This is a genomic window from Streptomyces sp. HUAS CB01 (assembly GCF_030406905.1).
Classification (GTDB): Bacteria; Actinomycetota; Actinomycetes; order Streptomycetales; family Streptomycetaceae; genus Streptomyces; species Streptomyces chengbuensis.
In genome coordinates this window covers 3910932-3935855 of sequence record NZ_CP129137.1, presented here as the reverse complement: position 1 = coordinate 3935855, position 24924 = coordinate 3910932, and the positions used below count along the sequence as shown (strand labels likewise).

The following is a 24924-nucleotide window of genomic DNA, read 5'->3' as shown; positions in this document are numbered from 1 at the left end:
CGGACCTACTTCGCCCGCCGGCGGCGCCCCCTGCTGCGCACCGCGCCCGCCGCCACACCGGTCACCGTGCCGCCGGGCCGGTCGGCGGAGACGACCAGAGCGGCCAGTGCGGTGGTCACCGGCACCGACGCCACCAGACCGATCGAACCGATGAGCGTCCGGACGATCTCCTCCGCCACCAGCTCGCTGGTCGCCACCGTGCCCACCCCCGACTGTGCGATCGAGAACAGCAGGAGCAGGGGCAACGAGGCGCCCGCATACGCCAGTACGAGCGTGTTGACGACCGAGGCGATGTGGTCGCGACCGATCCGGATGCCCGCCTTGTAGAGGCCGCGAGGGCCCATCGCCGGGTCCGCCTGGTGCAGTTCCCAGACCGCCGAGGTCTGGGTCACTGTGACGTCGTCGAGCACGCCGAGCGAGCCGATGATGACTCCCGCCAGCAGCAGGCCGGACATGTCGATGTTCGGGAACAGGCCGTGGATCAGACCGGTGTTGTCGTCGGTGTTGCCGGACAGGGACGCCCAGCCGATGAACACCGAGCCGAGCAGCCCGATCAGCAGCAGCGAGATCAGCGTCCCGAGCACCGCGACCGAGGTACGGGCGTTCAGGCCGTGACAGAGGTACAGCGCCATCAGCATGATCGCGCTGGCTCCGATCACTGCCACGATCAGCGGATTCGAGCCCTGCAGGATCGCCGGCAGGATGAACAGGGTCAGTACGGCGAAGCTCAGGGCCAGCGCGATCAGCGCCATCACCCCGCGCAGCCTCCCGACCAGCACCACCACGACCGCGAAGATCCCCGCGAGCAGCATCATCGGGAAGTCCCGGTTGATGTCGCTCACCGAGTACTGGAGATCGCGCGGGGCGTCGGGCGCGTACGCCACCACCACTTCCTGGCCCTGCTTCAGCTGGCGCGAGGCGTCCGGCTGGACGACCTCGACGAACGTACGGCCCTTGTCCTTTCCGGTGGTGACCTCGACGGTCGCCTTCTTGCACTTCCCCTGCTGGGAGTTGACCGCCTCGCGCCCCTCGGGGGTCGTGGTGTCCCCCGTCGGCGGCACCTGTCCGGCGTTCACGTCGGAGCAGTCGACCTCCTGCACCCGGACCACCCGGGCCTGTTCGGTCTGCCGGTCGAAGCCGACACCGGTGCGCTCGTGCTCCGGTGCCCCGCCCGGCCAGAGCGCGACGAGACCGACCACCACCGCGGCGGCGAACGGGATGAGCACCGCAGCGATGACCCGCCGCAGATGGCGCGAGACGGGAGCGGCAGGACCGTGGCCGTGACCGTGGGCATGGGCGTGGGCGTGGCCGTGGGAGTGCGGCGGACCGCCCGGGCGGTCGTCCGGTTCCGGTGTCTGCTGAGAGGAAGTCACCGACAGATCATCGCAAGAACGGATGGGGCCCACTGTTCAGCACGCCCGACGGGGCGCTAGCGTGGTGACACCTTTGCACACGCGGGAGCTCGGAGCACCGGGCTGAGAGGGCGCTGACCGCCGTACGACCGTACGGGACAGCTGCGCCGACCGCCGAACCTGTTACCGGGTAATGCCGGCGTAGGGAGTAGGTCTCATGACCACATCGGACACGCGCACGCCTGCCTCCGGCTCGTCCGAGGCGGGGAAGTCCATCGGCTGGCACAAGGGATACGTCGAGGGCTCACGCCCCGACATCCGGGTGCCGGTCCGCCAGGTGCACCTCACCAACGGCAAGGACGTGACCCTGTACGACACGTCCGGTCCGTACACCGATCCCGACACCGAGACGGACGTGCGCCGCGGGCTGCCGCCGCTGCGGGAGAACTGGATCGTCGGCCGCGGCGACACCGAGGAGTACGCCGGCCGCCCCGTCAGGCCCGAGGACGACGGCATCAAGCACACGTCCCCACGCGGCGGTCTGCGCAACCTCGACGCGGTCTTCCCCGGCCGCCCGCGCCAGCCCCGCCGGGGCCGCGACGGGCAGGCGGTGACCCAGCTCGCCTACGCCCGGCGCGGTGAGATCACGCCGGAGATGGAGTTCGTGGCGATCCGGGAGAACGTCTCCCCGGAGGTCGTCCGCGAGGAGATCGCCGCAGGCCGGGCCGTGCTGCCGGCCAACGTCAACCACCCCGAGATCGAGCCGATGATCATCGGGAAGCGGTTCCTGGTGAAGGTCAACGCCAACATCGGCAACTCGGCGGTGACCTCCTCCATCGAGGAGGAGGTGGAGAAGATGACGTGGGCGACCCGGTGGGGCGCGGACACGGTCATGGACCTCTCCACCGGCCGCAACATCCACACCACCCGTGAGTGGGTGCTGCGCAACTCCCCCGTGCCGATCGGCACCGTCCCGCTCTACCAGGCGCTCGAGAAGGTCGACGGCCGGGCCGAGGAGTTGACCTGGGAGATCTACAAGGACACCGTCATCGAGCAGGCGGAGCAGGGCGTCGACTACATGACGGTCCACGCGGGCGTGCTGCTGCGGTACGTGCCGCTGACCGCCCGTCGCAAGACCGGCATCGTCTCCCGCGGCGGCTCGATCATGGCCGCCTGGTGCCTCGCGCACCACAAGGAGTCGTTCCTGTACGAGAACTTCGAGGAGCTCTGCGAGATCCTCGCCGCGTACGACGTCACCTACTCGCTCGGCGACGGACTGCGGCCCGGCTCCATCGCGGACGCCAACGACGAGGCGCAGTTCGCCGAGTTGAGGACGCTCGGGGAGCTCAACTCGATCGCCAAGCGCCACAACGTGCAGACCATGATCGAGGGCCCGGGGCACGTCCCGATGCACAAGATCAAGGAGAACATCGACCTCCAGCAGGAGATCTGCGAGGAGGCCCCGTTCTACACGCTCGGACCGCTGACGACGGACGTGGCGCCGGCCTACGACCACATCACGTCCGGCATCGGCGCGGCGATGATCGCCTGGTGGGGCACGGCCATGCTCTGCTACGTCACGCCCAAGGAGCACCTGGGCCTGCCGAACCGGGACGACGTCAAGACGGGCGTCATCACCTACAAGATCGCGGCACACGCGGCGGATCTCGCCAAGGGGCACCCGGACGCGCAGGAATGGGACGACGCGCTCTCGGACGCGCGTTTCGAGTTCCGCTGGGAGGACCAGTTCAACCTGGCCCTGGACCCGGACACGGCACGGGAGTTCCACGACGAGACGCTGCCGGCCGAGCCGGCGAAGACCGCGCACTTCTGCTCCATGTGCGGTCCGAAGTTCTGCTCGATGAAGATCAGCAGGAGCATCACGGAGCAGTTCGGCGGTGACGAGCCGGCGTCGTCGGACACGGAGATCGCCGAGGGCATGCTCCAGAAGTCCAAGGAGTTCGCCGCCTCGGGGAACCGGGTGTACCTGCCGCTGGCGGACTGAGCGGGTGAGGGAACCGGCCCGCGACCCCACACGGGTCACGGGCCGGTGCCGTCGCCGCGCCGTGCCGCTACTCGGGCCGGTGCTCCGGCGGTCCGAAGTCCGGGCTGGTGAAATCCGGGCTCGTGAACGTCGGCCGGGAGCCGGCCGAGGTGCCGTCGCTCGGGCTCGAGAAGTCGGGGCCGCTGTAGCCGACCTTGGGGAAGCGGTTCACCCGGCGGGGCGGGGCCGAGGAGGCGGGATCGGCGCTGGGGTCCGCGAGGGCGGTGCGCAGGAAGGGGAGGACGCCCCGTTCCAGCAGCGCGTGCCGCCAGGCTTCCTTGGCGCGTGCCACCTCGTCGGGCAGTTCTCCGGTCGCTTCCTCTGCGGGGACCTGGGTCGCGCCGTTCCGGAGCGCCGTGATCAGCAGACCGATCGCGGCGGCGAGGAGTCCGGCCGCCGTCAGCGCGCCGAAGAACCAGCCCGCCGTCAGCAGGGTGTCCGCGAAGGCGGCGTCGGGGCTGACGGCCTTCAGGACGTAACCGACGAGCAGGAAGATGAGCGCGGCGGTGCCCGCGAGGACCGGCGCCAGAACGGTGAGCACGGCGGCGAAGCCGGCGCCCGCCTCGGCGGCCGGACCGAGGACCGACTGGCCGACGGACGTCCCCGAGGAGGTGCGTGTCTCCTCGCGGACCTTCACGAAGTGGTCGTACTCGGCCGCGGCGGCGCTGGTGATGAGCGCGGTGGCGTTCAGAGCCATCGTGCGCAGCTGTTCGGCGTTGAGCCGCTTGCCCATGCCGTCGAGTTCTGGACGGTCGTGCGCGTTGCGCAGCGCGTCGTCGAGGATGCGCTCGTACTCGGCGCGGTCCTCGGCCAGCAGGTGCGGAGCGCTGTTCATGTGCATCCCCCGATGCTCCGTAGGGCCGGTTTGCCCGCGTGATGGGGGCAGTTGGGCGGAAACGGAGGAGAGCCTGCTACGGATAAGCCGATGGTAGAGCGGTTACGGCACGGGGTGACAGGGGGTTTCCGGAAATCGCCTGCGCCGGATTGGCTCAGCCCTGCAGGGGGAGTTGGGCCACCAGCAGCTTTCCGGCCATGGTCACTCCGCCGTCCATGGCGATGGCGAGCCCGTCCGCGTACACGTGGGGTCCTTCCACCAGTGGCTCCGAGTTCCCCTCGCCGTCCGCGTCCTCGGTGCCGACCTCGCCCAGCAGATAGGGGATGGGGCTGTGGCCGTGGACGACACGGCCGCCGCCGTAAGTGGCGAGCAGTTCCCGGACGGCCTGCGGGCCGTCGTCGTCCCGGAAGGCGAAGCGCTTGGTGAACTTGCGGAAGAGGTCCCAGCACTCGTCCGCGTCGTTGCGGTTGATGATCTCGTGGACCTTGTCGTTGACGTCCTCGATCGTGGTGCCGTAGTCGAGGTAGGCGGTCGTGTCGGAGTGCATCAGCAGATGCCCGTCCTCCTCCACCACCGCGTCGAGCCGGGACATCCACTGCAGATGGACGTCCTGGAGGCGGTCCATGTCGCTCTTCTGGCCGCCGTTGAGGAGCCAGGCCGCCTGGAAGGTGGCGGTGCCCGCGCCCGAGTTGACCGGCGTGTCCCCGAAGCGCTTGGCGCCGATGAGCAGCAGCTCGTGATTGCCCATCAGGGCCTTGCAGTACCCGCCGGCCGCCGCGGCCTCGGCCGAGAGCCGCATCACGAGGTCGATGACGCCGATGCCGTCCGGGCCGCGGTCGGTGAAGTCGCCCAGGAACCACAACCGGGTGTTGCCCGCGGACCAGTGGCCTTCGGCGTCGACGAGGCCCTGGGCGGTGAGCGCGGCGACGAGCTCCTCCAGATAGCCGTGGACATCCCCGACCACATAGAGCGGGCCGAGGCCCTCGGCGGCCGGTTCGGGCTGTTCGGGGGCGGCGGCGACGGTCACCTGGACGGTGTCGCCGCGGTTGATCACCGGCAGGTCGCGTTCGGTGGGGGTGTAGCCCTCGGGCGGTTCGTCGTCCGGGAAGGCGTTGCCGGGGTGGACCGGCGGCGCCTGGGGGACGGTGTCCTCGGTGCGGACCGGGGCCGCCTGGTCGCCGCCGGGCTCCGCCTCGGGAGCCGTGCGGGGCGGGGTCTCGGGCCCGGTGGCGGGTGCCGGCTGCGCGGCGGGCTCGCCGGCCCGGGGAGGAACCGCCTGTGGGACTGAGTCCTCGGGGTGCGCGAGCACGTACTCGTGGGAAGAGGACTGCGACTGCACCGGAACCTGTGCGTACGGCGGGACGCGGAAGTCGCGCAACGTCGCCGTACGCACCACGGGTCCTTGACCGGCCCCCTGAGTCATCGACCCCTCCACCACCGTCGCACCGCCCTCACCGCCGGACCGGCCTGGTCGGGGACGGTCCGCGGTGTCGTGCGCCCATCATAGGAATGCGGATCGTGCTGTGTGACGCACCAGGGGTGCTGAATCCGGGTACACCACCGGTTCACCGGTCGTTTCGCCCCAATTGCGTTGGTCTAGTCCTGGGAAGGCGACCGCGGGGCGCTCACCGTCGTACGCGGGGAACGCCGCTGCGACGACGTCCGCACGATGAGTTCGGTCGGTATCACCTGCTCGACCGGGCCGCCGCCGTCCACTCCCTCGATCGCGTCGATCAGCAACTGGACCACGGCGGTGCCGATGCGCCGCGGTTTGAGCGAGAGCGTGGTGATCGACGGCTCCGTGTTGGCGTACACGGTGGACTCGCTGCAGCAGACGAGCAGGAGATCGTCGGGGACGCGGAGTCCGTACCGGCGGGCGGCGGCGAGCAGGTCCGTGCCGTTCGGGTCGAAGAGCCCGTACACCGCGTCGGGACGGTCCGGACGGGCGAGCAGCCGGTCGGCGGCGACCGCCCCGGCGCACGGGTCGTGCGCGGGGTACGCCTCGTAGACCGGGTCCTGGCCGACGCGTTCGCACCAGTTGAGATAGGCCGTGGTCGAGAGCCGGGTGTAGGTGTCCGTGGTGGTCCCGGTGAGCAGGCCGATCCGGCGTGCGCCACCGGCCGCCAGATGGTCGAGCAGTTCGAGCACGGCGGCCTCGTGGTCGTTGTCGACCCAGGCGGTGACGGGGAGGGTACCCGCAGGGCGGCCGTCGGAGACGACGGGCAGGCCCTGGCGGACGAGCTCGGTGACCACGGGGTCGTGGTCCGACGGGTCGATCACGACGGTGCCGTCGAGTGCGACGTTGGACCAGACGTCGTGGCGTGAGGTGGCGGGGAGGATGACCAGTGCGTATCCACGGGCGAGCGCGGCGGAGGTGGCGGCTCTCGCCATCTCCGCGAAGTACGCGAACTCCGTGAAGGTGAACGGTTCTTCCCCGTACGTCGTCACCGTGAGGCCGATGAGTCCGGACTTGCCGGTACGGAGCGTGCGCGCCGCGGCGGACGGGCGGTAGCCCAGCCGGTCGGCGACCTCGCGGACATGGCGGCGGGTGGCGTCCGGTAGCCGGCCCTTTCCGTTCAGTGCGTCCGAGACAGTCGTGATGGAGACACCGGCTGCGGCGGCTACGTCCCGGATGCCCGCCCGGCCTTGCCGGCTGCCCCGGCGTGATGTCTCCGTCCGGCTCACCTGGTGCTTCCCTGCTGCTGTCATGGCAGGCCGATAGTAGGGCGAGGCGGGGTGGTGGAGCCGGTCGCATATGCAGGCGTTGACAGGCACGTTTCTGCAAGGCCATGTGGCGTCAATTGCCTTGGAAACAAAGGTAGTTGGTGCATTTCGAGACTGTCTCATGGTTGCCGACCGGTGAGGGCCTGCCGAATGGTCGAGGTCTCGAAGAGGTCTCAACTCACCACTACGAGGGATGCGCGCCACGGAGTGAGCCACCGGCGCGCGGTGATCCGAAGAGCGCCCCTCCCCCTCGTCGCCGCTCGCGGTCCGTTCCCGGGTTGTTGCCGGCTCTCCCCTGCGCGGCGGCGAGGAATCCTCATAGGGTGAGCAGTATTGGTGAGCACGATGCACGACGGTCGAGGAGGACCTGCGGTGAGCGAGACGAGCCCCAAGCTGCGCGCCGAGCTGGACGGCATCCCCACATACAAGCCCGGCAAGCCCGCCGCTGCCGGCGGGCCGGTCGCGTTCAAGCTTTCCTCCAATGAGAACCCCTACCCGCCGCTCCCGGGCGTGATGGAGAGGGCCGTCGCGGCCGCGGGCGTTTTCAACCGCTACCCGGACATGGCCTGTACCGGGCTGATGAACGAGCTCGCCGACCGCTTCGGGGTGCCGGTCTCGCACCTGGCGACGGGCACCGGCTCGGTGGGCGTCGCGCAGCAGCTGCTGCAGGCCACCTCGGGACCGGGCGACGAGGTCATCTACGCCTGGCGGTCCTTCGAGGCGTACCCGATCATCACCCAGATCAGCGGGGCCACGTCGGTGCCCGTGCCGCTGACCTCGGGCGATGTGCACGACCTTGACGCGATGGCGGACGCGGTCACCGACCGGACCCGGCTGATCTTCGTCTGCAACCCGAACAACCCGACGGGCACGGTGGTCCACCGGGCGGAACTGGAGCGGTTCCTCGACCGGGTCCCGTCCGACGTGCTCGTGGTCCTGGACGAGGCGTACCGCGAGTTCATCCGGGACGCCGAGGTGCCGGACGGTCTGGAGATCTACCGCTCGCGGCCGAACGTGGCGGTCCTGCGCACCTTCTCCAAGGCCTACGGGCTGGCGGGGCTGCGGGTCGGCTTCGCGGTCGCCCACGAGCCGGTCGCCGCCGCGCTGCGCAAGACGGCGGTCCCGTTCGGCGTCAGCCAGCTCGCCCAGGACGCGGCGGTCGCCTCGCTGCAGGCGGAGGACGAACTCCTGGGCCGGGTCGGCGCGCTCGTGGCGGAGCGGTCGCGGGTGTACGAGGGGCTGGTGAAGCAGGGCTGGACGGTGCCGCCCACGCAGGCGAACTTCGTCTGGCTGCGGCTCGGGGAGCGCACGGCCGAGTTCGCCGCGGCCTGTGAGGAGGCCGGGGTCGTGGTGCGGCCGTTCCCGGGCGAGGGAGTGCGGGTCACCATCGGCGAGTCCGAGGCGAACGACATCTTCCTGCACGCGGCGGACGCGTTCCGCAGCAGGATGTAGCCGCCGACCTACCGACGCGGATCCCGTGATCGCCCGCACCCCGGTACCCGGGTGCGGGCGATCGGCGTGTCGCGGGTTCCGCACGCCGGTTCCGCGCGGAGCGGGGGCGGGCACTCGGCGCCATTGCCGGGTTCGTGACGGGCCGGGTGCGGGTGAGCCCCGCATCGCCGGTGGCGCGGGTGCGCGACGAGGGTGATCAGTCCGTTTCGCCCTTTCCACGTGGACCGGATCGCCCGGACGTACCGTCGCGAGGACGCGCGGGTCGCCGTCCACGCGGCGGCCCACGGTGTGGCAGTGGCTCGCCGGCCGGCATTCGTCCCCGGGGGAGACGGGCGTCGGACAGGGGAGGGCCGGCGCGTCGCCCTCCGTCCAGAACGCGACCGTGCCGGGTTCGACGACCTGGCGGACGTCGGCCTCGAGGGCCGGTGGGAGAGGGGCCGACGCCCCGGCGATCGGTCCGGCCGGGAACACCGTGAAGTGCACCTCCTCGCCCGAGACCCGTGCGGGGGCGGAGACCGGGAGGACGCCCGCGAGCGCCGTGCCGGTCGGGGTGTCGTCGATGGTCGCGGTGAGCTGCCCGCCCCACGTACCGACCGGCCGGTGGGCTCCTACCGGGACCCCGCTCGCAGGTTCGGATTTCGTATGGGTCATAATTGCTTGTGAATGTGAACGCGTTCACAAGCGTGAGCGGAAGCTCCCGCTATGTCATGGATTTACTGGGCAAACTGCCGTGACATACGCGACGAGCACGCCGATGTGACCACGCCGACGTAAGGAGAGACGACGTGGACCTCGCTCTGGCGCCAGAGACACTGGCCCGCTGGCAGTTCGGCATCACCACCGTCTACCACTTCCTCTTCGTTCCTCTGACGATCTCGCTGGCCGCGCTGACGGCCGGCCTGCAGACGGCGTGGGTGCGCACCGGCAAGGAGAAGTACCTCAGGGCGACCAAGTTCTGGGGCAAGCTCTTCCTGATCAACATCGCCATGGGTGTCGTCACGGGCATCGTGCAGGAGTTCCAGTTCGGCATGAACTGGTCCGACTACTCGCGCTTCGTCGGCGATGTCTTCGGCGCCCCGCTCGCCTTCGAGGCGCTGATCGCCTTCTTCTTCGAGTCCACCTTCATCGGGCTGTGGATCTTCGGCTGGGACAAGCTCCCGAAGAAGATCCACCTCGCCTGCATCTGGATGGTCTCGATCGGCACGATCCTGTCCGCGTACTTCATCCTGGCGGCCAACTCCTGGATGCAGCACCCGGTCGGCTACCGGATCAACCAGGAGAACGGCCGTGCGGAGCTCACCGACTTCTGGCTGGTGCTGACCCAGAACACCACCCTCACGCAGGTCTTCCACACACTCACCGCCGCCTTCCTCACCGGCGGTGCGTTCATGGTCGGCATCGCCGCCTTCCACCTGCTGCGCAAGAAGCACGTCCCGGTGATGAAGAGCTCACTGCGGCTCGGCCTGGTCACCGTGGTCATCGCGGGTCTGCTGACGGCGATCAGCGGTGACTTCCTCGGCAAGGTGATGTTCAAGCAGCAGCCGATGAAGATGGCGGCCGCCGAGGCCCTGTGGGACGGCGAGGGACCCGCACCCTTCTCCGTCTTCGCCTACGGCGATGTGGACAAGGGCCACAACAAGGTCGCCATTGAGATACCCGGTCTGCTCTCCTTCCTGGCGAACGACGACTTCACGTCGTACGTGCCCGGCATCAACGACACCAACAAGGCGGAGCAGGAGAAGTACGGCCCCGGCGACTACCGGCCGAACATCCCGGTCACCTACTGGGGCTTCCGGTGGATGATCGGCTTCGGCATGACGTCGTTCGCCATCGGCCTGGCCGGGCTGTGGCTGACCCGGAAGAAGTTCATGCTGCCGGCGGCTTCGCGGGTCGGTGAGGACGAGGTGCCCCATGTGGTGCTGTTCCGGAAGCCGCTCGGGGCGAAGCTCACCCGGCTGTACTGGCTCGTCGCGATCTGGACGCTCGGCTTCCCGCTGATCGCCAGCTCGTGGGGCTGGATCTTCACGGAGATGGGGCGCCAGCCCTGGGTCGTGTACGGCGTCCTGCGCACCCGCGACGCCGTCTCCCCCGGCGTCTCCCAGGGCGAGGTGCTCACGTCGATGATCGTCTTCACGCTCATCTACGCGATCCTCGCCGTCATCGAGGTCAAGCTGCTGGTCAAGTACGTCAAGGCCGGGCCTCCCGAGCTCACCGAAGCCGACCTCAATCCACCCACCAGGATCGGCGGCGACGACCGTGACGCCGACCGGCCCATGGCCTTCTCGTACTGAGACCGAGGACAGTGAGCTGAGGCATGGAACTCCACGACGTCTGGTTCGTACTCATCGCCGTCCTGTGGACCGGCTACTTCTTCCTCGAGGGCTTTGACTTCGGGGTCGGCATCCTGACGAAACTGCTCGCCCGCAACCGGATCGAGAAGCGCGTCCTCATCAACACGATCGGACCGGTCTGGGACGGCAACGAGGTGTGGCTGCTCACGGCGGGCGGTGCGACCTTCGCGGCCTTCCCCGAGTGGTACGCCACGCTCTTCTCGGGCTTCTACCTCCCGCTGCTGATCATCCTGATCTGTCTGATCGTGCGTGGTGTCGCGTTCGAGTACCGGGCCAAGCGGCCCGAGGAGCACTGGCAGCGCAACTGGGAGGAGGCCATCTTCTGGACCTCGCTCATCCCCGCCTTCCTGTGGGGCGTGGCCTTCGGGAACATCGTGCGCGGGGTGAAGATCGACCAGGAGATGGAGTACGTCGGCACCTTCGGGGACCTGCTGAACCCGTACGCGATCCTCGGCGGCCTGGTGACCCTGACGCTCTTCACCTTCCACGGAACGGTCTTCACGGCGCTGAAGACCGTCGGGGACATCAGGGAGCGGGCCCGGAAGCTCGCCCGGAACCTCGGCCTGGTCACAGCCGTGCTGGCTCTCGGGTTCCTCGGCTGGACCCAGCTGGAGAAGGGTGACGGTCCGAGCCTGGTCGCCATGGTCGTCGCCGTCGTGGCACTGGTCGCGGCGCTCGGGGCGAACCAGGCGGGCCGTGAGGGCTGGTCGTTCGCCCTCTCGGGCGTCACGATCGTGGCCGCGGTCGCGATGCTGTTCCTGACGCTCTTCCCGAATGTCATGCCGTCGTCGCTCAACGAGGCATGGAGCCTGACTGTCACCAACGCGTCATCGAGTCCCTACACCCTGAAGATCATGACCTGGTGCGCCGGGATCGCGACGCCCATGGTGCTGCTGTACCAGGGCTGGACGTACTGGGTGTTCCGGAAGCGGATCGGCACCCAGCACATCGCCGATCCGCACTGAGGCCGGAGTTCCGAAGGGACCATCCGGTCCCCTGACCAAGGGATGTTTCACGTGAAACCCGTCGACCCGCGACTGCTCCGGTACGCCCGTGCCACCCGCCTCTTCATGGCGGCCGTGGTGGCCCTCGGCCTTGCCGGTGCGGCGCTGGTCGTCGCCCAGGCGATGCTCATCGCCGAGGTGGTGGTCGGCGCCTTCCAGCGCGGGCTGGACGCTGCTGAGCTGTGGAACCCGTTGCTGCTGCTGGCCGCCGTCGCCGCCGGACGCGGACTGGTGGCCTGGCTGACCGAGCTGGCGGCCCATCGGGCGAGCGCGGCCGTCAAGTCCGAACTACGGCTGCGGTTGCTGGCGCGCGCCGCACAGCTGGGGCCCGGGTGGCTGAGCGGGCAGCGGAGCGGGTCCCTGGCCGCCCTCGCCACCCGGGGGGTCGACGCGCTCGACGACTACTTCGCGCGATATCTGCCGCAGTTGGGGCTGGCGGTGGTCGTCCCGGTCGCGGTGCTGGCCCGGATCGTCACCGAGGACTGGGTCTCGGCTGCGGTCATCGTGGTCACTCTGCCGCTGATCCCGATCTTCATGGTGCTGATCGGCTGGGCCACCGAAACCCGGATGAACCGTCAGTGGGCGCTGCTGTCGAGGCTGTCCGGTCATTTCCTCGACGTGGTCGCGGGACTGCCGACGCTGAAGGTGTTCGGTCGGGCGAAGGCCCAGGCCGAGTCGATCCGGAAGATCACCTCGGAGTACCGGCGGGCCACGCTGAAGACCTTGAGGATCGCCTTCCTGTCCTCGTTCGCCCTGGAACTGCTGTCGACGCTCTCCGTGGCGCTGGTCGCGGTCGGCATCGGCATGCGGCTCGTCCACGGCGATCTGGACCTGTACACCGGGCTCGTGGTGCTGATCCTCGCGCCGGAGGCCTATCTGCCGCTGCGGCAGGTCGGCGCGCAGTACCACGCCGCGGCGGAGGGGCTGTCGGCCGCGGAGGAGATCTTCCGGGTGCTGGAGACCCCGGTCCGGGCCGGCGGTACGGCGCCGGCCCCGGGCGCCCGGGGGGTGCGGCTGGAGCTCGACGGCGTGACCGTGCGGCACGAGGGCCGTGCCACCGCCTCGCCGGCCGCCGCCTCCCTGACGGTGGAGGACGGCGAGACCGTCGCGCTGGTCGGTCCGAGCGGGGTCGGAAAGTCGACGCTGCTCGATGTCGTGCTCGGCTTCCTCCCGCCGGACGAGGGCACGGTCCGGGTCGGGGCCCCGGGTGCGCGGCCGGTGGACCTGGGCTCGGTGGACCGGGCGGCCTGGCACCGGCAGATCGCCTGGGTGCCGCAGCGGCCGTACCTCTTCGCGGGGACGATCGCGGAGAACGTACGGCTCGCACGGCACGAAGCGGACGACACGGAGGTCCTGGCGGCGCTCCGCGAAGCCGGTGCGGAGGGCTTCGTGGCCGCGCTCCCGCAGGGCGTGCACACGGTCCTCGGTGAGGACGGCGCGGGACTCTCCGCGGGCCAGCGCCAGCGGATCGCGCTCGCCCGGGCCTTCCTCGCCGACCGGCCGCTGCTGCTGCTGGACGAGCCCACCGCGGCGCTGGACGGGGAGACCGAAGCGGGCATCGTCGACGCGGTGCGGAGGCTGGCGCGCGGCCGGACGGTGCTGCTCGTCGTCCACCGCCCGGCGCTGCTGTCTGTGGCCGACAGGGTCGTCGAACTGCGCTCCCCGCAGGCTCCGGGCGGTGAGGAGGCCCGGACACTCCTCGCCCCCGCCGGGATTCCCCGCCCCTCCCCCTCGGCCGACGGCACGGGAGCGGCGGTGGCCACCTCGCCCGTGGAACCGCTGGAGCCTCGGTCGCCCTCCGCCACGGACCCCGGGGACGGGGCCCTCCGAGAAGCGTCCGGGCCGGTCCACGGCGGGGTGCTCGCGCGGGTGCGCGCCATGGCCGGGTCGCTGCGCGGCCGGCTGGTGACGGCGCTCGTGCTCGGAAGCCTCGCGCTGGGATCCGCCGTGGGGCTCATGGCGGTGTCGGGATGGCTGATCTCACGGGCGTCGGAACAACCGCCCGTGCTCTATCTGATGGTGGCGGTCACGGCGACGCGGGCGTTCGGGATCGGGCGGGCCGTGTTCCGCTACGCCGAGCGGCTCGTCTCGCACGACGCCGTGCTGAGGATGCTGGCCGATCTCCGGGTCGGCGTGTACCGCAGGCTGGAGCGGATCGCGCCCGCCGGGCTGCGCCGTACCCGCCGGGGTGATCTGCTGTCCCGGCTCGTCGCGGACGTCGACGCCCTCCAGGACTACTGGCTGCGCTGGACGCTGCCGGCGGGCGCCGCGCTCGTCGTCGGCGCCGCGTCCGTCGGGTTCACCGCGTGGCTGCTGCCCGAGGCCGGCGCCGTACTGGCCGTGGGACTGCTCGTGGCCGGGGTGGCCGTGCCGATGCTGAGCGGGGCGTTCGCACGGCGGGCGGAGCGGCGACTCGCCCCGGCCCGAGGGGCGCTGGCCACGCAGGTCGTCGATCTGCTCAAGGGCACCGCGGAGCTGACCGTCACCGGGGCACTGGCCCGGCGGACGGCCGGTGTGCGGGAGGCAGACCGCGTGCTGACCCGCATCGCCTCGCGCGCGGCCGCCGCCACCGCGCTGGGTGGCGGACTGTCGGCCGTGGCCTGCGGCCTGACCGTCGCCTTCGCGGCGTACGCGGGGGTCACGGCCGTGCACTCCGGCCGGGTCGAAGGAGTCGAACTCGCCGTCGTCGTGCTCACGCCGCTCGCCGCCTTCGAGGCCGTCGTCGGGCTCCCGCTGGCGGTGCAGTACCGGCAACGGGTGAAGCGCAGCGCCCAGCGGGTCTTCGAGGTGCTCGACGCCCCGGTGCCGGTGAGCGAGCCGCGGGAGCCGGCCCCCGAGCCCGCTTCCCCGTTCCCCCTGGAGGTCCGCGGGCTCACCGCCCGCCATGCCGACGCGCGGCAGGACGCGCTCTCCGGCTTCGATCTGACGCTCACGGCCGGCAAGCGGGTCGCCGTCGTCGGGGCCTCGGGCTCGGGCAAGACCACGCTCGCGCAGGTGCTGCTGCGCTTCCTGGACGTCAGGGCCGGGACGTACACGATCGGCGGGAGCGACGCGACCTCGCTCGACGGGGACACCGTCCGCCGCAGCGTCGGTCTCTGCGCCCAGGACGCCCATCTCTTCGACAGCTCGATCCGGGAGAATCTGCGGCTCGCCCGGCCCGGTGCCTCCGAGGAGGAACTGCGCGGGGCACTCGCCGCCGCCCGGCTGCTCGACTGGGCCGATGCTCTCCCGGACGGGCTCGACACCCTCGTCGGCGAGCACGGAGCCCAGCTCTCCGGTGGTCAGCGACAGCGTCTCGCCCTGGCCCGTGCACTGCTCGCCGACTTCCCCGTGCTGCTGCTCGACGAGCCGGCCGAACATCTGGATCTCGCCACGGCGGACGCCCTGACCGCGGACCTGCTGTACGCGACCGAGGGGCGCACGACGGTGCTGATCACCCATCGGCTGCGCGGCCTCGAGGCGGTCGACGAGGTGCTGGTGCTGGACGAGGGCCGCACGGTGCAGCGCGGGCCCTGTGCGGAGCTGGCGGCGACGGACGGCCCGCTGCGTCGCATGCTGGAGCGCGAGCGCGCCGGTGATCTCCTCAGGGAGCGGCTCGTGGATCCGGCTTTCCCTGGCAAATAGGACTAACTACCCTCGGGGGCATGGCAGCGCCCGAACACCCGGACTCCATGGAGCCGGGAGACGTCGTGGAGCCGAGGGACCGGACGGGCCCCACGGACCACCTCGACGCCGCCGCCCGGGCGACCCGGGAACTGCAAGGGCTGTCCACGGAACTCACCGCGCGTGTGCCGCAGCTGCTGGAGGCGATGCGCTCCGTCGGCACCGGCCTGGAGCTGCACTCCACGCTCAACCGGATCTGTGAGACCGCCGCGCGGCTCGCCGATGCCCGCTATGCGGCCATCGGGGTCGTCGACGGTGGGAGTCAGGGCCTGGCGGACTTCGTGACCTGCGGCGTCAGCGAGGAAGTCGCCCGTCGGATCGGGCGCCTCCCCGACGGGCACCAGGGTCTGCTCGGCGCCCTGATCCACGACCCCGTCGTGTTGCGGCTCCCCGACCTGACCGAGGATCCGCGCTTCCGCGGTTTCCCGCCCGGCCATCCGACCATGCGCTCGTTCCTCGGCGTCCCGATCAGGGTCCACGGGGAGATCTTCGGCAATCTGTACCTGGCCGAGAAACGCGACGGGGCCGACTTCACCGACGAGGACCTGCACATGGTCCGCGTCCTGGCGACCGAGGCGGGCATCGCGATCGGCAACGCGAGGCTGTACGAGGCGGCACGGCAGCGCGAGCGCTGGATCGACGGCTCGGTGGCGGTGACGACGGCGCTGCTGTCCGGCGGCGACGCGGAGGACGCGCTGACCGTCGTCGCCGAGCAGGCGCGGAGGCTGGCCGACTCGTCGGCCGGGATCGTACTGCTGCCGACCGACGGCGGCGGACTGGAGGTGGTCGCCGTCGCCGCGACCGAGCCCGCCGTACCGCTGGGGGCGGTCGCCCCGGCGGAGAGCCCGGTGGTCGCCGCGCTGCTCGCCGGTGAGGCGGTGTTCGCGGCGGACGCCTCCACCGACCCGCGCATGGTCACGGATCTGGCCGGCGGCTACGGGCCGACCATGCTGCTGCCGTTGCAGAGCGGCGGACGGATCCTCGGTGCACTCGTGACCCCGCGCGCCCGCGGGGCGCGGCAGTTCACCGAGGCCGAGCGCACCCTCGGCACGCAGTTCGCCGCGCAGGCCGCGCTGGCGCTGATGATGGCCGAGGCCCAGCGGGACCGTGAGCGGCTCGCCGTGTACGAGGACCGGGACCGTATCGCGCGCGACCTCCACGATCTGGTGATCCAGCGGCTGTTCGCCACGGGGATGATGCTCGAGAGCGCCTCCCGGAAGTCCGTCGCGCCCGCCGTGCGGGACGGCGTCAGCAAGGCGGTCGACGAACTGGACGTGACGATCCAGGAGATCCGGACCGCGATCTTCGCCCTCCAGCAGGGGCCGGCCGAGGCGCCGTCGGGGCTGCGCACCAGGGTGCTGCGGGAGATCAACATGGCGGCCGTGCCGCTCGGGTTCAAACCCGCCCACCGATTCGTCGGGCCGGTCGACTCGGTGGTCGGCGAGCTCACCGGGAAGAACCTCATCGCCGCCCTGCGCGAGGCGCTGTCGAACGCCTTCCGGCACGCCGACGCCTCCCGCATCGAGGTCGTCGTCGACGCGACCGTACGGCTCGTGGGTGAGGGCGCCCCGGCCGGCGGGGTCGACGGCGTCCGGCTGACGGTCGCGGACGACGGCGTCGGCATCCCGGAGGGCGGACGCCGGAGCGGGCTGCGCAATCTGCGCCGGCGGGCCGAGTCGCTCGGTGGGTCGAGCCGGTGCGGACCGGGGCTCGCGGAGGGCGGCGGCGGTACGACGGTCGTCTGGGAGGCCCCGCTCCAGGCGCAGGCCGCCCCCGCCGCGCCACCGGCCGACACGACGGGTACCGAGCCGCCGGAGCAGTGAACCCGCGGTCCGATGTCCCCTCGGCAGTCGTCGCACCGCCCGGTCGGCAGGACCGACGCACCGTCAGCAGCTTTCCCGCCCCGACGTCCGGCAGGACCGGTGCCTCACCGGCAGCGGTCCCGCCCGGGGCCCTCCGGCGGGCCGACACACCGTCAGCGACGTGTCGCGCGGCGCCGGCGAGGGCTGGCCGGACCGGCTGGGCCGGATGGCCGTACGAACCGGATAAATGTGGCAGACCGTCAGCCCGGGTGTGACGATCCGAGCATGGGACACCGACAACGCGACTGCCACCGGCGGCTGTTCAGGCCATTGCTGTGCGCGCTGCTGGTCGCCTTCCCGCTGCTGCCCGCACCCGCCGCGTCCGCCAATGACGGCCCCAACGTGAGCGTGCAGGTCGCCCAGCTGCTCGAGGAGGTGTCCAAGGCCACCGCCACGTACGAGCGGGGACTCCAGGCGTCCGTCGCCGAGCGCGCCCGGCTCGACCAGCTGCAGTGGCAGCTCGCCGACCGGCGGCGAGAGATGCGGAAGATGCACGACAAGCTGGGCGCCGTGGCCAGGGCCCAGTACCGCAGCGGAGGGAACCTGGCGCCCACCCTCGAGCTGATGTTCGCCTCCGACCCGGACGAGCTGCTGCGTGGGCAGCGGATGTACGCCAAGGCCACGATGACGGTGAACCTGCTGCTGGAGGACGCCAAGGAGGCCGAGCGCCTGACGGCCGTGGCGGAGAAGAAGGCCCGCGCGGCCTGGTACCGCCTGGACGCCCGCACGGCGGAGCTGGCGCGCATCAAACGGGGCATCGAGACCAAGCTCGACTCGGCGCGCTGGTCACTGCAGGCGCAGGCTGACCGCAGCGCGGCGTCAGGGCAGTGCTCCGGCTCGGTCCCGCTGCCGCAGACCGAGTTCCCCGAGGGGTCGGCCTGGGTCACGCCCGTCCAGCGCTACACCCTGTCGGCCGGCTTCGACAGTGCCGGTACGCGCTGGGCGAACCGGCACACCGGGCAGGACTTTGCCGTCGGGATCGGCAGCCCCGTGCGCTCGATCGGCGCCGGCCGGGTCGTGTCCGTCTCCTGCGGCGGCGGCTTCGGCATGCAGATCGTCGTCCAGCACAACGACGGCTGGTACTCGCAGTACGCCCACCTCGCGTCCGTCACGGTGGACCAGGGCGACCGGGTCCGGACCGGCCAGTGGCTCGGCCAGGCCGGAACCACGGGCAACTCGACCGGGCCCCATCTCCACTTCGAGGTCCGGCTCACCCCGGACTTCGGATCGGCGGTGGACCCGGTGACCTGGCTGCGGAACCGCGGAGTCTGGCTGTAGTCCGGAGGGGCCGGCCGGAGGCCGCCGGTGGGCCGCGGGTGCTACGCCTGCTGCCCGGCGCCGTGTGCGGCGAGGATCCGCTCGATGACGACCGCGACCCCGTCGTCGTTGTTCGCCACGGTCCGGCCGGACGCGGCGGCGACGACGTCGGGGTGCGCGTTGCCCATGGCGAACGACGTGCCCGCCCAGGTCAGCATCTCCACGTCGTTCGGCATGTCGCCGAAGGCCACGACCTCGTCCGACGAGATGCCGCGTTCCGCGCAGCACAGGGCGAGCGTCGAGGCCTTCGACACCCCGAGACCGCTCACCTCCAGCAGCGACGTCGGGCTGGAGCGGGTGATCGTGGCCAGGTCCCCGGCGGCCGTGCGGGCCACGGTGAGGAAGCCGTCGGGCGTCAGATCGCCGTGCTGGGCGAGCAGCTTGAGGACCGGGGCCGCCGAGCCGGGCTCCTCCTCGTGCAGCAGCTTCTCGGCGACGGCGACCGTGGCGCCGGGGTCGAGGTGGAAGGGCGGGTAGCCGGGCTCGTAGTGGATTCCCGTGGCGGTCTCCACCGCGAAGGTGGTGCCCGGTGCCGCGTCGCGCAGTCGCTGGACGACGTCGAGGGCGCTCGCGCGCGCGAGGGGGCGGACCTCCAGCAGCTTCCCGCCGGCGTGCAGATCGACCACCGCCGCGCCGTTGGCGCATATCGCCAGCCCGTGACCGTGCACATGGTCGCTGACGACGTCCATCCAGCGCGCCGGGCGGCCCGTGACGAAGAAGACCTCGATCCCCGCCCTCTCCGCCGCGGCGAGTGCGGCGACGGTGCGCTCCGAGACGGACTTGTCGTCGCGCAGCAGGGTGCCGTCCAGGTCGGTGGCGATCAGCCGGACGGTCGGGGGAAGCGGCAGAGGATCGGTAGCTGAGGTCACCCCGGCATTCTCCCGTACCCCCTGCACGGCCGTGCAGGGGGGCGCACATCTGAGTGTTCGCCCGCTGGCTCCCTGTAGTCGGGGTGGCGTGAGGGCGTCGGGAGTCAGCCCAGCCGTGAGAGGGCCTCGGTGGCGATCCGCTCGAAAACGGCCTGGTCGGCGGCGAACACGGAGTCGTCGACGGGCCAGTGGACGACGATCTCGGTGAAGCCGAGCTCCGCGTACCGGCCGGCGAAGTCCACGAACGCCTCGAGGGAGTCCAGCGGACGGCCCCGCCCGGGCGCGGGGAGGGCGGGGTTGAAGTCCGGGGTGAAGCCGGTGAGCAGGATCCTGTCCAGCTCGGAGGCGTCCCGGCCTGCCTCGGAGCAGGCCTTGCCGAGCTTGGTGAGCTGGCCGGACACGGCCTCGACCGACTGCTCGGGGGTACCCGTCTCGAAGAGCTTCGGGTCGCCGGTCGTCACCCAGGCCTGCCCGTACTGGGCGGCGAGCCTCAGTCCTCTGGGGCCGGTGGCGGCGACGGCGAAGGGGAGCCGGGGCCGCTGTACGCAGCCGGGTACGTTGCGTGCCTCCCGGGCCGAGTAGAAACGGCCCTCGTGGGTCGTCCCGGCGGGCTCGCGCAGCAGCCTGTCGAGCAGGGGCACGAACTCGCCGAAGCGGTCGGCGCGCTCCCGGGGCGTCCAGGGCTCCTCGTCGCCCTTCAGCAGCGTGGTCGCGTCGAAGCCGTTGCCCCCGGCCCCGATGCCCAGCGTGACGCGGCCGTCGGAGATGTCGTCGAGGGTGATCAGTTCCTTGGCGAGGGTGACCGGGTGCCGGAAGTTCGGCGAGGTCACCAGCGTGCCCAATCGCATACTCCGTGTGACCGTCGCTGCGGCTGTGAGCGTGGGGATGGCACCGAACCACGGCCCGTCCCGGAACGACCGCCACGACAGGTGGTCGTACGTGTACGCGGCATGGAAACCGAGGTCTTCGGCCCGCCGCCAGATCTTCTGCCCTTCGGCCCATCGGTGGATGGGGAGGATCACCGTGCTCAGACGCATGGCCTCGACGATACGCGGGCCTCCCGCTGTCACGGATATGCCGGTGGAGCAGATTCGGGAAGCCACGCCGACGTCGCGATGCGGGCCGCTACCGTGGCGTCATGGGCACGCTGGACAGGGCCGAGCTCGAGGCCGTGATCGACGAGGTGACGGTGGACGGCTCCGGCGAGGATGAGCAGTGGACCGGCCTGTTCACCATGCTTGAGGAGAACCTCGCCCTGCCCTTCACCACCACAGTTCTCGGCGCCGAGGTGACGGTGCGCGGCGTCGACATCACGCCCGGCGGCAGGATCGTCGCCCTGGGCTCGCGTGGCCGTGTGCAGCAGGCGATCGGAATCCTGGACCTGCCGCTGCCGAACCCGGCGCCCGAGGGGGCGGAGTGGATCGGGGCGTACCGCCACTGGGCCGGTTGAGGCCGGACACCTCTCGCTTCATGCGGAACCGGCTCGTACGAAAGGGCTGAACGTGGCTGAGGCCGCACAGGGCGCACATCAGGGTGCCCATGAACCGTCATTGGCTGATCTCATCGAGCGCAGCGCCGAATTGAAGGGGCGGCTGGTCACCTTCGCGCAGAGTGCCCGCTTCGACCGGTGGTTGACGCACCTCCTGCTGGAGGCCGCCGGACCTGAACGGCAGTTGGACGAGGGTGAGGCGATCCGGATCACCGACCATTTCGTCCTGCGGTACCGGTTGCCGGACGGTTCGACCGTGGTGGACCGCTTCATCGCCGGCCGGAAGGACTTGAGCGCGACCGACCGGGAGATGCTGCTCGGCTGGCGTGACCCGGTCGAGGGCGTCTTCGAGGTCCGGCGCAAGGACGGCGATGCCGTCATCCTGCTGAACCTTGTCGACGACCTGGAGTACCGCACGTACTCGAACGTCGGGCGGGCGGCGTTCCGCGGAGTGTCCAAGGGGGGATTCCTCCATACCTGCCTGGTACCCGTCCACTCGGCCGGCGGGGCGTGGTTGGTGTCCGGGGCGATGACGAGCTACCCCAGGTCCAGCGCCACCGAGATCGCCCAAGCAGCTCTGAAACTGGCCACGCACGACCCCGAGCTGGTTTTCCGCAACCCAGAGAAGATCGAGCAGGGACGGCAGCGTATGCGGGAGGACCGGGCCGCGTTCATCGAGTTCTGCGGTGGCGACGAACTGGTCCTTCCGCCTGCCGAAGCCGAGGACCTCCTCAACGCCTACTACCGCCACCGCCAACAGGCCGCCGTCGCCGCACAGCCCAGCCGTGCCCGACGCAAGCGGCTCCCCGGCCTGGACCTGCCCTTCTTCGAGCTGCCGTCAGAACTGGCGGACTCGGACACCGTCGGCGTCATCTACGACCAGGTCGACGGGCTCAACTTCTACGCCGACTACGGGATGCTGCGGGACCTCTTCGCGGAGCCCGCCCTCACGGGCCGCAGACAGCACCAGGACCTGCTGCGCACGTACCTGCGCGAGGAGTCGATCACGCCACTGCCGATCCGCCGGCTGGCCGCCGCTCACCCGGAGACAGCGGACGCCGTGTTCCGGAAACTGCTGAGGAAGCCCGGATTCACCTGGAGCGAGCACGGTGACGCGCTGCTGCGTCGGCGCAAGCCCTGGTACTACGAGGCCGCCCCGCGCCCCGGGGTGTCCGTGATCGGCGACCGTCTACGCGAGCTGCTCGATGCGGGACGGCGCTGAGCTCGTGGGTGGAGAAGCCCGACAGCTGGCGCGCATACCGCAGTATGCTGGCTCCATGGCTGAAACGACCCGCATCACGGTCACTCTGCCCACCGAGCAGGTGGCGGAGCTGAAGAGGCTCACGGACAACGTCTCCGGCTACGTCGCGGAGGCGGTCGCTCGCCAGATCAGGCACCAGCTGCTCGGCGAGGAGCTGCGCCGCTACGAGGAGGAGCACGGCGCGTTCACCGACGAGGAGCTGGCCGCGGCCCAGGCCAGGATCTTCGGCACGGCCAAGCACGAGGAGTCGGCGAGCGCCGCGTGAACCACCGCATCGAGACCGTTGTACTGGACTCCCAGGGACTGTCCGCCTGGGTCTCACAGGACCGGGCCGTGCTCGCGATGATCCGATCCTTCCACTCGATGGCTGCCGATCTCGTGGTCTGTGCCAACACCATCGTGGAAGTCATGCACGCCCGGGTGAACACCGCCCGACTGAACTGGGTCCTCTCCCAGGTCAAGGTCGAAGCGGTGACCGAGCAGGCGGCCAGGGCCGCCGCCGGGCTGCTGAAAGAGGCCGGACTGCACGGCCACAAGTACGCGATCGATGCCACCGTCGCCGAGCTGTCGCTCCGCCAGCCGGGCCCGGTGGCCATGCTCACGTCGGACGTCGACGACATGGGCAAGCTGTGCGGTAGCCGCGTCCGACTCATCGCGATCTGATCCGCTTCGGGCGGGACCAAGACGCCCTTGACGTATGTTTCCCCAGATCAGGCTGCGATGGGTGATCGAGGCTTGACTGAGGTCACCAGCGTGCCCAGGCGCAGCCGGTCGGTCGCGGCCGCGGCGGCGGTCAGCGTGGGAACGCCCCCGTACCAGGGGTCGTCGCGGAACGAACGCCACGCCAGGTGGTCATACGTGTACGCGGCGTGGAAACCGAGCTCCTCGGCGCGCTGCCACCGGGCCCGGCCCCCCTCGTTCCAGCGGTGCACGGGAAGGATCACGGTGCTCAGGGGCAGGGGAGAGGCATGCCCTCCAGCGTACGGGTGCCCTGCGCGTCCCCTTTCCGTGGTTTCCCGTGGTTCCCGTGGCGGAAGGCCCCGTCAGCCGGGGAAGCGCAGGAACCGCGGCGGGACGGTGTCCGTGAGCCAGACGCCGTTGGCGCTGATGTGGAAGACGTGGCCGGCGCGGTGCATCGCTCCCGCGTCCACGGAGAGGACGACGGGGCGGCCCCTGCGGGCGCCGACCCGTGTCGCCGTCTCGCGGTCCGGGGAGAGGTGCACATGGTGGCGGGCCATCGGGCGCAGTCCCTCGGCCCGGATCGCGTCCAGGCTGCGCGCGACCGTGCCGTGGTACAGGTACGCGGGCGGCTCGGCGACCGGCAGCTCCAGGTCGACCTCCACGGTGTGGCCCTGGTTCGCCCGGATCCGGGCGCCGTCGATCATGAAGCGCCGCTTGTCGTTGGCCGCCACCACGTGGTCCAGCTCGTCCCGGGTGATGGGGAAGCCGTTCTCGGCCGTGGCGCGCAGCAGCTCCTCGATCGTGACCCAGCCGTTCGCGTCCAGGGCGATCCCGATGCGCTCCGGTTGATGCCGCAGGTGTTTCGCGAGGTACTTCGACACCTTCACGGTGCGTTGTTCGTCCATGTCCTCAGAGTGCCGCCGGAGGCCGACGCGTCGCCACGCGATTTTCATCCGGACGACAACTGCCGACAGGTTTGATCCACAGCCAACTCGACTTATCCACAACAGAATTGACGTTGATGTGGACAACTCTCGGCACGGTCAGGCCTTTTGATCAACATCGACGGATTGCAGCCGACTTGCCGCGAGGGCGTCCAATCGCCGTGCATGTACCTCCCGTTCGGCGGCCGCAGCGATGAAGGCGGCTGTGTGCTCCGCACCAACAAGCCCTTCCACGGCACGGATCGTGTCGGCGGGGAGAGTCACCCGGCGTGCATCGTCCCCACTCTCCAGGGAGCCCTCGGCGCCGAGGTGGTACTGCAGATGACGCGTCGCGAACAGGCGCATGGCCCGCGCAAGTTCGGCGTCGACGGTCTGCTGTGCGAGGGGCCGCAGCCGCCGCACCATCGAGGCCGCCTCCGCCGCGTCGGCGTCCGTCGGGGGCCGGTGACCGAGATACCGGGCGAAGACGTGCTCGGTGGTGAACTCCAGGAAGCGGGAGGCGATATGTTCCACCTGCCCGCGAAGTTCCCGTAGATGCCCGGCGATCGCCAGGAGCGGGACGCCGGCGGCGTACAACTCGGCCGCGACGGCGAGCTCCTGGGGACTCGGCACCAGGAACTCGTCGTCCCTGCCCGGGATGCGCTCCAGCACACCGAGCTCCACGGCCTCGCCGATGGCCTCCTCGTCCGGCTGCCCCCCGAAGGTCGCGTCGAGCTCCACACGACTGATCCGGTCGGCCTTTTCGTCGGTCCAGGGACCGTGGACCTCCGCGACGAGCCCCAGCACCCCGCCCAGTCCACGGCCCGTGTCCCAGGCCTCCAGGAGCTCCTTGATCGACGCGAGGGTGTACCCGCGGTCGAGGAGGTCGGCGATCTGACGCAGCCGGGCCAGATGGGAGTCCCCGTACACGTTCGACCGGCCGCGCCGCTCCGGTTTGGGCAGCAGCCCGCGGTCCTGGTAGGCGCGAATCGTCCGGACCGTCGCCCCGCTGTGGTGGGCGAGGTCCTCGATCCGGTACTCCACCGCATGCTCCCCGGACACGACCACTCCTCTACTGCTCCATGACGGCCCGCTCC

General features: G+C 70.8%; 19 protein-coding genes and 2 pseudogenes. 11 read left to right on the top strand and 10 right to left on the bottom strand.

All coding sequences use genetic code 11. From position 1 onward, the window contains the following. Window positions 1-5 precede the first annotated feature (5 nt). Window positions 6-1373, bottom strand: coding sequence for a YibE/F family protein (locus QRN89_RS17435; protein ID WP_290350352.1), 1368 nt, complete (start codon window positions 1371-1373; stop codon window positions 6-8). A 196-nt stretch (window positions 1374-1569) separates the two neighbouring features. On the opposite strand from QRN89_RS17435, the gene thiC reads away from it, so the two are divergent. Further along, complete coding sequence (gene thiC, locus QRN89_RS17430; RefSeq protein WP_290350351.1) at window positions 1570-3357, top strand: phosphomethylpyrimidine synthase ThiC; 1788 nt, start codon at window positions 1570-1572, stop codon at window positions 3355-3357. A 67-nt stretch (window positions 3358-3424) separates the two neighbouring features. Here thiC and QRN89_RS17425 read toward each other — a convergent pair whose 3' ends face one another. The 3 genes from QRN89_RS17425 to QRN89_RS17415 all read right to left on the bottom strand — a co-directional run bounded on the left by QRN89_RS17425 (window position 3425) and on the right by QRN89_RS17415 (window position 6940). Next, entirely contained in the window at window positions 3425-4237 is an 813-nt protein-coding gene (locus tag QRN89_RS17425) for a hypothetical protein (protein ID WP_290350350.1), read from the bottom strand. 148 nt (window positions 4238-4385) lie between these two features. Then, complete coding sequence (locus QRN89_RS17420; RefSeq protein ID WP_399009255.1) at window positions 4386-5654, bottom strand: metallophosphoesterase; 1269 nt, start codon at window positions 5652-5654, stop codon at window positions 4386-4388. Window positions 5655-5827: 173 nt separating this feature from the next. Further along, a complete protein-coding gene (locus QRN89_RS17415) occupies window positions 5828-6940 on the bottom strand; it encodes a LacI family DNA-binding transcriptional regulator (RefSeq protein WP_290350348.1) in 1113 nt (370 codons plus the stop codon). A gap of 387 nt (window positions 6941-7327) precedes the next feature. On the opposite strand from QRN89_RS17415, the gene hisC reads away from it, so the two are divergent. After that, window positions 7328-8407: a histidinol-phosphate transaminase gene (hisC, locus tag QRN89_RS17410; RefSeq protein WP_290350347.1), complete on the top strand. Its 1080-nt coding sequence runs from the start codon at window positions 7328-7330 to the stop codon at window positions 8405-8407. A 225-nt stretch (window positions 8408-8632) separates the two neighbouring features. Here the strand turns inward: hisC and QRN89_RS35615 are convergent. Next, a pseudogene (locus tag QRN89_RS35615) lies at window positions 8633-9058 on the bottom strand (cyclophilin-like family protein); the annotation flags it as partial. 134 nt (window positions 9059-9192) lie between these two features. On the opposite strand from QRN89_RS35615, the gene QRN89_RS17405 reads away from it, so the two are divergent. The 5 genes from QRN89_RS17405 (at window position 9193) to QRN89_RS17385 (ending at window position 18565) form a co-directional block, all read left to right on the top strand. Then, window positions 9193-10698, top strand: a complete 1506-nt coding sequence (locus QRN89_RS17405) for a cytochrome ubiquinol oxidase subunit I (protein WP_290350346.1) — start codon at window positions 9193-9195, stop codon at window positions 10696-10698. Window positions 10699-10721: 23 nt separating this feature from the next. Beyond that, window positions 10722-11723 (top strand): cytochrome d ubiquinol oxidase subunit II, encoded by a 1002-nt coding sequence (gene cydB, locus QRN89_RS17400; protein ID WP_290350345.1) that lies wholly within the window; start codon window positions 10722-10724, stop codon window positions 11721-11723. Window positions 11724-11774: 51 nt separating this feature from the next. Then, window positions 11775-15386 carry a thiol reductant ABC exporter subunit CydD gene (cydD, locus tag QRN89_RS17395; RefSeq protein ID WP_290350344.1) on the top strand — a complete coding sequence of 1204 codons (3612 nt, stop codon included), beginning with the start codon at window positions 11775-11777 and terminating at the stop codon, window positions 15384-15386. Window positions 15387-15433: 47 nt separating this feature from the next. After that, window positions 15434-17248, top strand: coding sequence for a sensor histidine kinase (locus QRN89_RS17390; RefSeq protein WP_290353746.1), 1815 nt, complete (start codon window positions 15434-15436; stop codon window positions 17246-17248). A gap of 264 nt (window positions 17249-17512) precedes the next feature. Beyond that, window positions 17513-18565, top strand: a complete 1053-nt coding sequence (locus QRN89_RS17385) for a M23 family metallopeptidase (RefSeq protein ID WP_290350343.1) — start codon at window positions 17513-17515, stop codon at window positions 18563-18565. A 41-nt stretch (window positions 18566-18606) separates the two neighbouring features. On the opposite strand, the gene QRN89_RS17380 is transcribed toward QRN89_RS17385, so the two are convergent. Beyond that, window positions 18607-19473, bottom strand: a complete 867-nt coding sequence (locus QRN89_RS17380) for an HAD family hydrolase (protein WP_290350342.1) — start codon at window positions 19471-19473, stop codon at window positions 18607-18609. Between the two features lie 104 nt (window positions 19474-19577). Continuing rightward, entirely contained in the window at window positions 19578-20510 is a 933-nt protein-coding gene (locus QRN89_RS17375; protein WP_290350341.1) for an LLM class flavin-dependent oxidoreductase, read from the bottom strand. A 101-nt stretch (window positions 20511-20611) separates the two neighbouring features. Here QRN89_RS17375 and QRN89_RS17370 point away from each other — a divergent pair, with 101 nt between their 5' ends. The 4 genes from QRN89_RS17370 to QRN89_RS17355 all read left to right on the top strand — a co-directional run bounded on the left by QRN89_RS17370 (window position 20612) and on the right by QRN89_RS17355 (window position 22886). Then, window positions 20612-20923, top strand: a complete 312-nt coding sequence (locus tag QRN89_RS17370; RefSeq protein WP_290350340.1) for a hypothetical protein — start codon at window positions 20612-20614, stop codon at window positions 20921-20923. Window positions 20924-21023: 100 nt separating this feature from the next. Continuing rightward, complete coding sequence (locus tag QRN89_RS17365) at window positions 21024-22184, top strand: selenoprotein S family protein (RefSeq protein WP_290350339.1); 1161 nt, start codon at window positions 21024-21026, stop codon at window positions 22182-22184. 55 nt (window positions 22185-22239) lie between these two features. Next, the gene (locus QRN89_RS17360) at window positions 22240-22488 is read left to right on the top strand and encodes a type II toxin-antitoxin system CcdA family antitoxin (RefSeq protein ID WP_290350338.1); all 249 of its coding nucleotides are present in this window, start codon (window positions 22240-22242) and stop codon (window positions 22486-22488) included. Next, on the top strand, window positions 22485-22886 hold the full coding sequence (locus tag QRN89_RS17355; protein WP_290350337.1) for a DNA-binding protein: 402 nt from the start codon (window positions 22485-22487) through the stop codon (window positions 22884-22886). The genes QRN89_RS17360 and QRN89_RS17355 overlap by 4 nt, the downstream gene beginning before the upstream one ends. 56 nt (window positions 22887-22942) lie before the next feature. Here the strand turns inward: QRN89_RS17355 and QRN89_RS17350 are convergent. The 3 genes and pseudogenes from QRN89_RS17350 to QRN89_RS17340 form a co-directional block, all read right to left on the bottom strand. Then, window positions 22943-23182, bottom strand: a pseudogene (locus tag QRN89_RS17350) (LLM class flavin-dependent oxidoreductase); the annotation flags it as partial. 84 nt (window positions 23183-23266) lie between these two features. Next, the gene (locus QRN89_RS17345; RefSeq protein WP_290350336.1) at window positions 23267-23809 is read right to left on the bottom strand and encodes an RNA 2'-phosphotransferase; all 543 of its coding nucleotides are present in this window, start codon (window positions 23807-23809) and stop codon (window positions 23267-23269) included. 138 nt (window positions 23810-23947) lie between these two features. Further along, window positions 23948-24889 (bottom strand): MerR family transcriptional regulator, encoded by a 942-nt coding sequence (locus QRN89_RS17340; protein ID WP_290350335.1) that lies wholly within the window; start codon window positions 24887-24889, stop codon window positions 23948-23950. Between the last annotated feature and the right edge of the window lie 35 nt (window positions 24890-24924).

Coding starts and splice junctions, on each gene's coding strand:
- QRN89_RS17370 (WP_290350340.1), top strand. CDS start 20,612: ATGGGCACGCTGGACAGGGCCGAGCTCGAGGCCGTGATCGACGAGGTG.
- QRN89_RS17375 (WP_290350341.1), bottom strand. CDS start 20,510: ATGCGTCTGAGCACGGTGATCCTCCCCATCCACCGATGGGCCGAAGGG.
- QRN89_RS17425 (WP_290350350.1), bottom strand. CDS start 4,237: ATGCACATGAACAGCGCTCCGCACCTGCTGGCCGAGGACCGCGCCGAG.
- QRN89_RS17360 (WP_290350338.1), top strand. CDS start 22,240: ATGGCTGAAACGACCCGCATCACGGTCACTCTGCCCACCGAGCAGGTG.
- cydB (WP_290350345.1), top strand. CDS start 10,722: ATGGAACTCCACGACGTCTGGTTCGTACTCATCGCCGTCCTGTGGACC.
- QRN89_RS17415 (WP_290350348.1), bottom strand. CDS start 6,940: ATGACAGCAGCAGGGAAGCACCAGGTGAGCCGGACGGAGACATCACGC.
- thiC (WP_290350351.1), top strand. CDS start 1,570: ATGACCACATCGGACACGCGCACGCCTGCCTCCGGCTCGTCCGAGGCG.
- QRN89_RS17345 (WP_290350336.1), bottom strand. CDS start 23,809: ATGGACGAACAACGCACCGTGAAGGTGTCGAAGTACCTCGCGAAACAC.
- QRN89_RS17420 (WP_399009255.1), bottom strand. CDS start 5,654: ATGACTCAGGGGGCCGGTCAAGGACCCGTGGTGCGTACGGCGACGTTG.
- QRN89_RS17390 (WP_290353746.1), top strand. CDS start 15,434: ATGGAGCCGGGAGACGTCGTGGAGCCGAGGGACCGGACGGGCCCCACG.
- QRN89_RS17385 (WP_290350343.1), top strand. CDS start 17,513: ATGGGACACCGACAACGCGACTGCCACCGGCGGCTGTTCAGGCCATTG.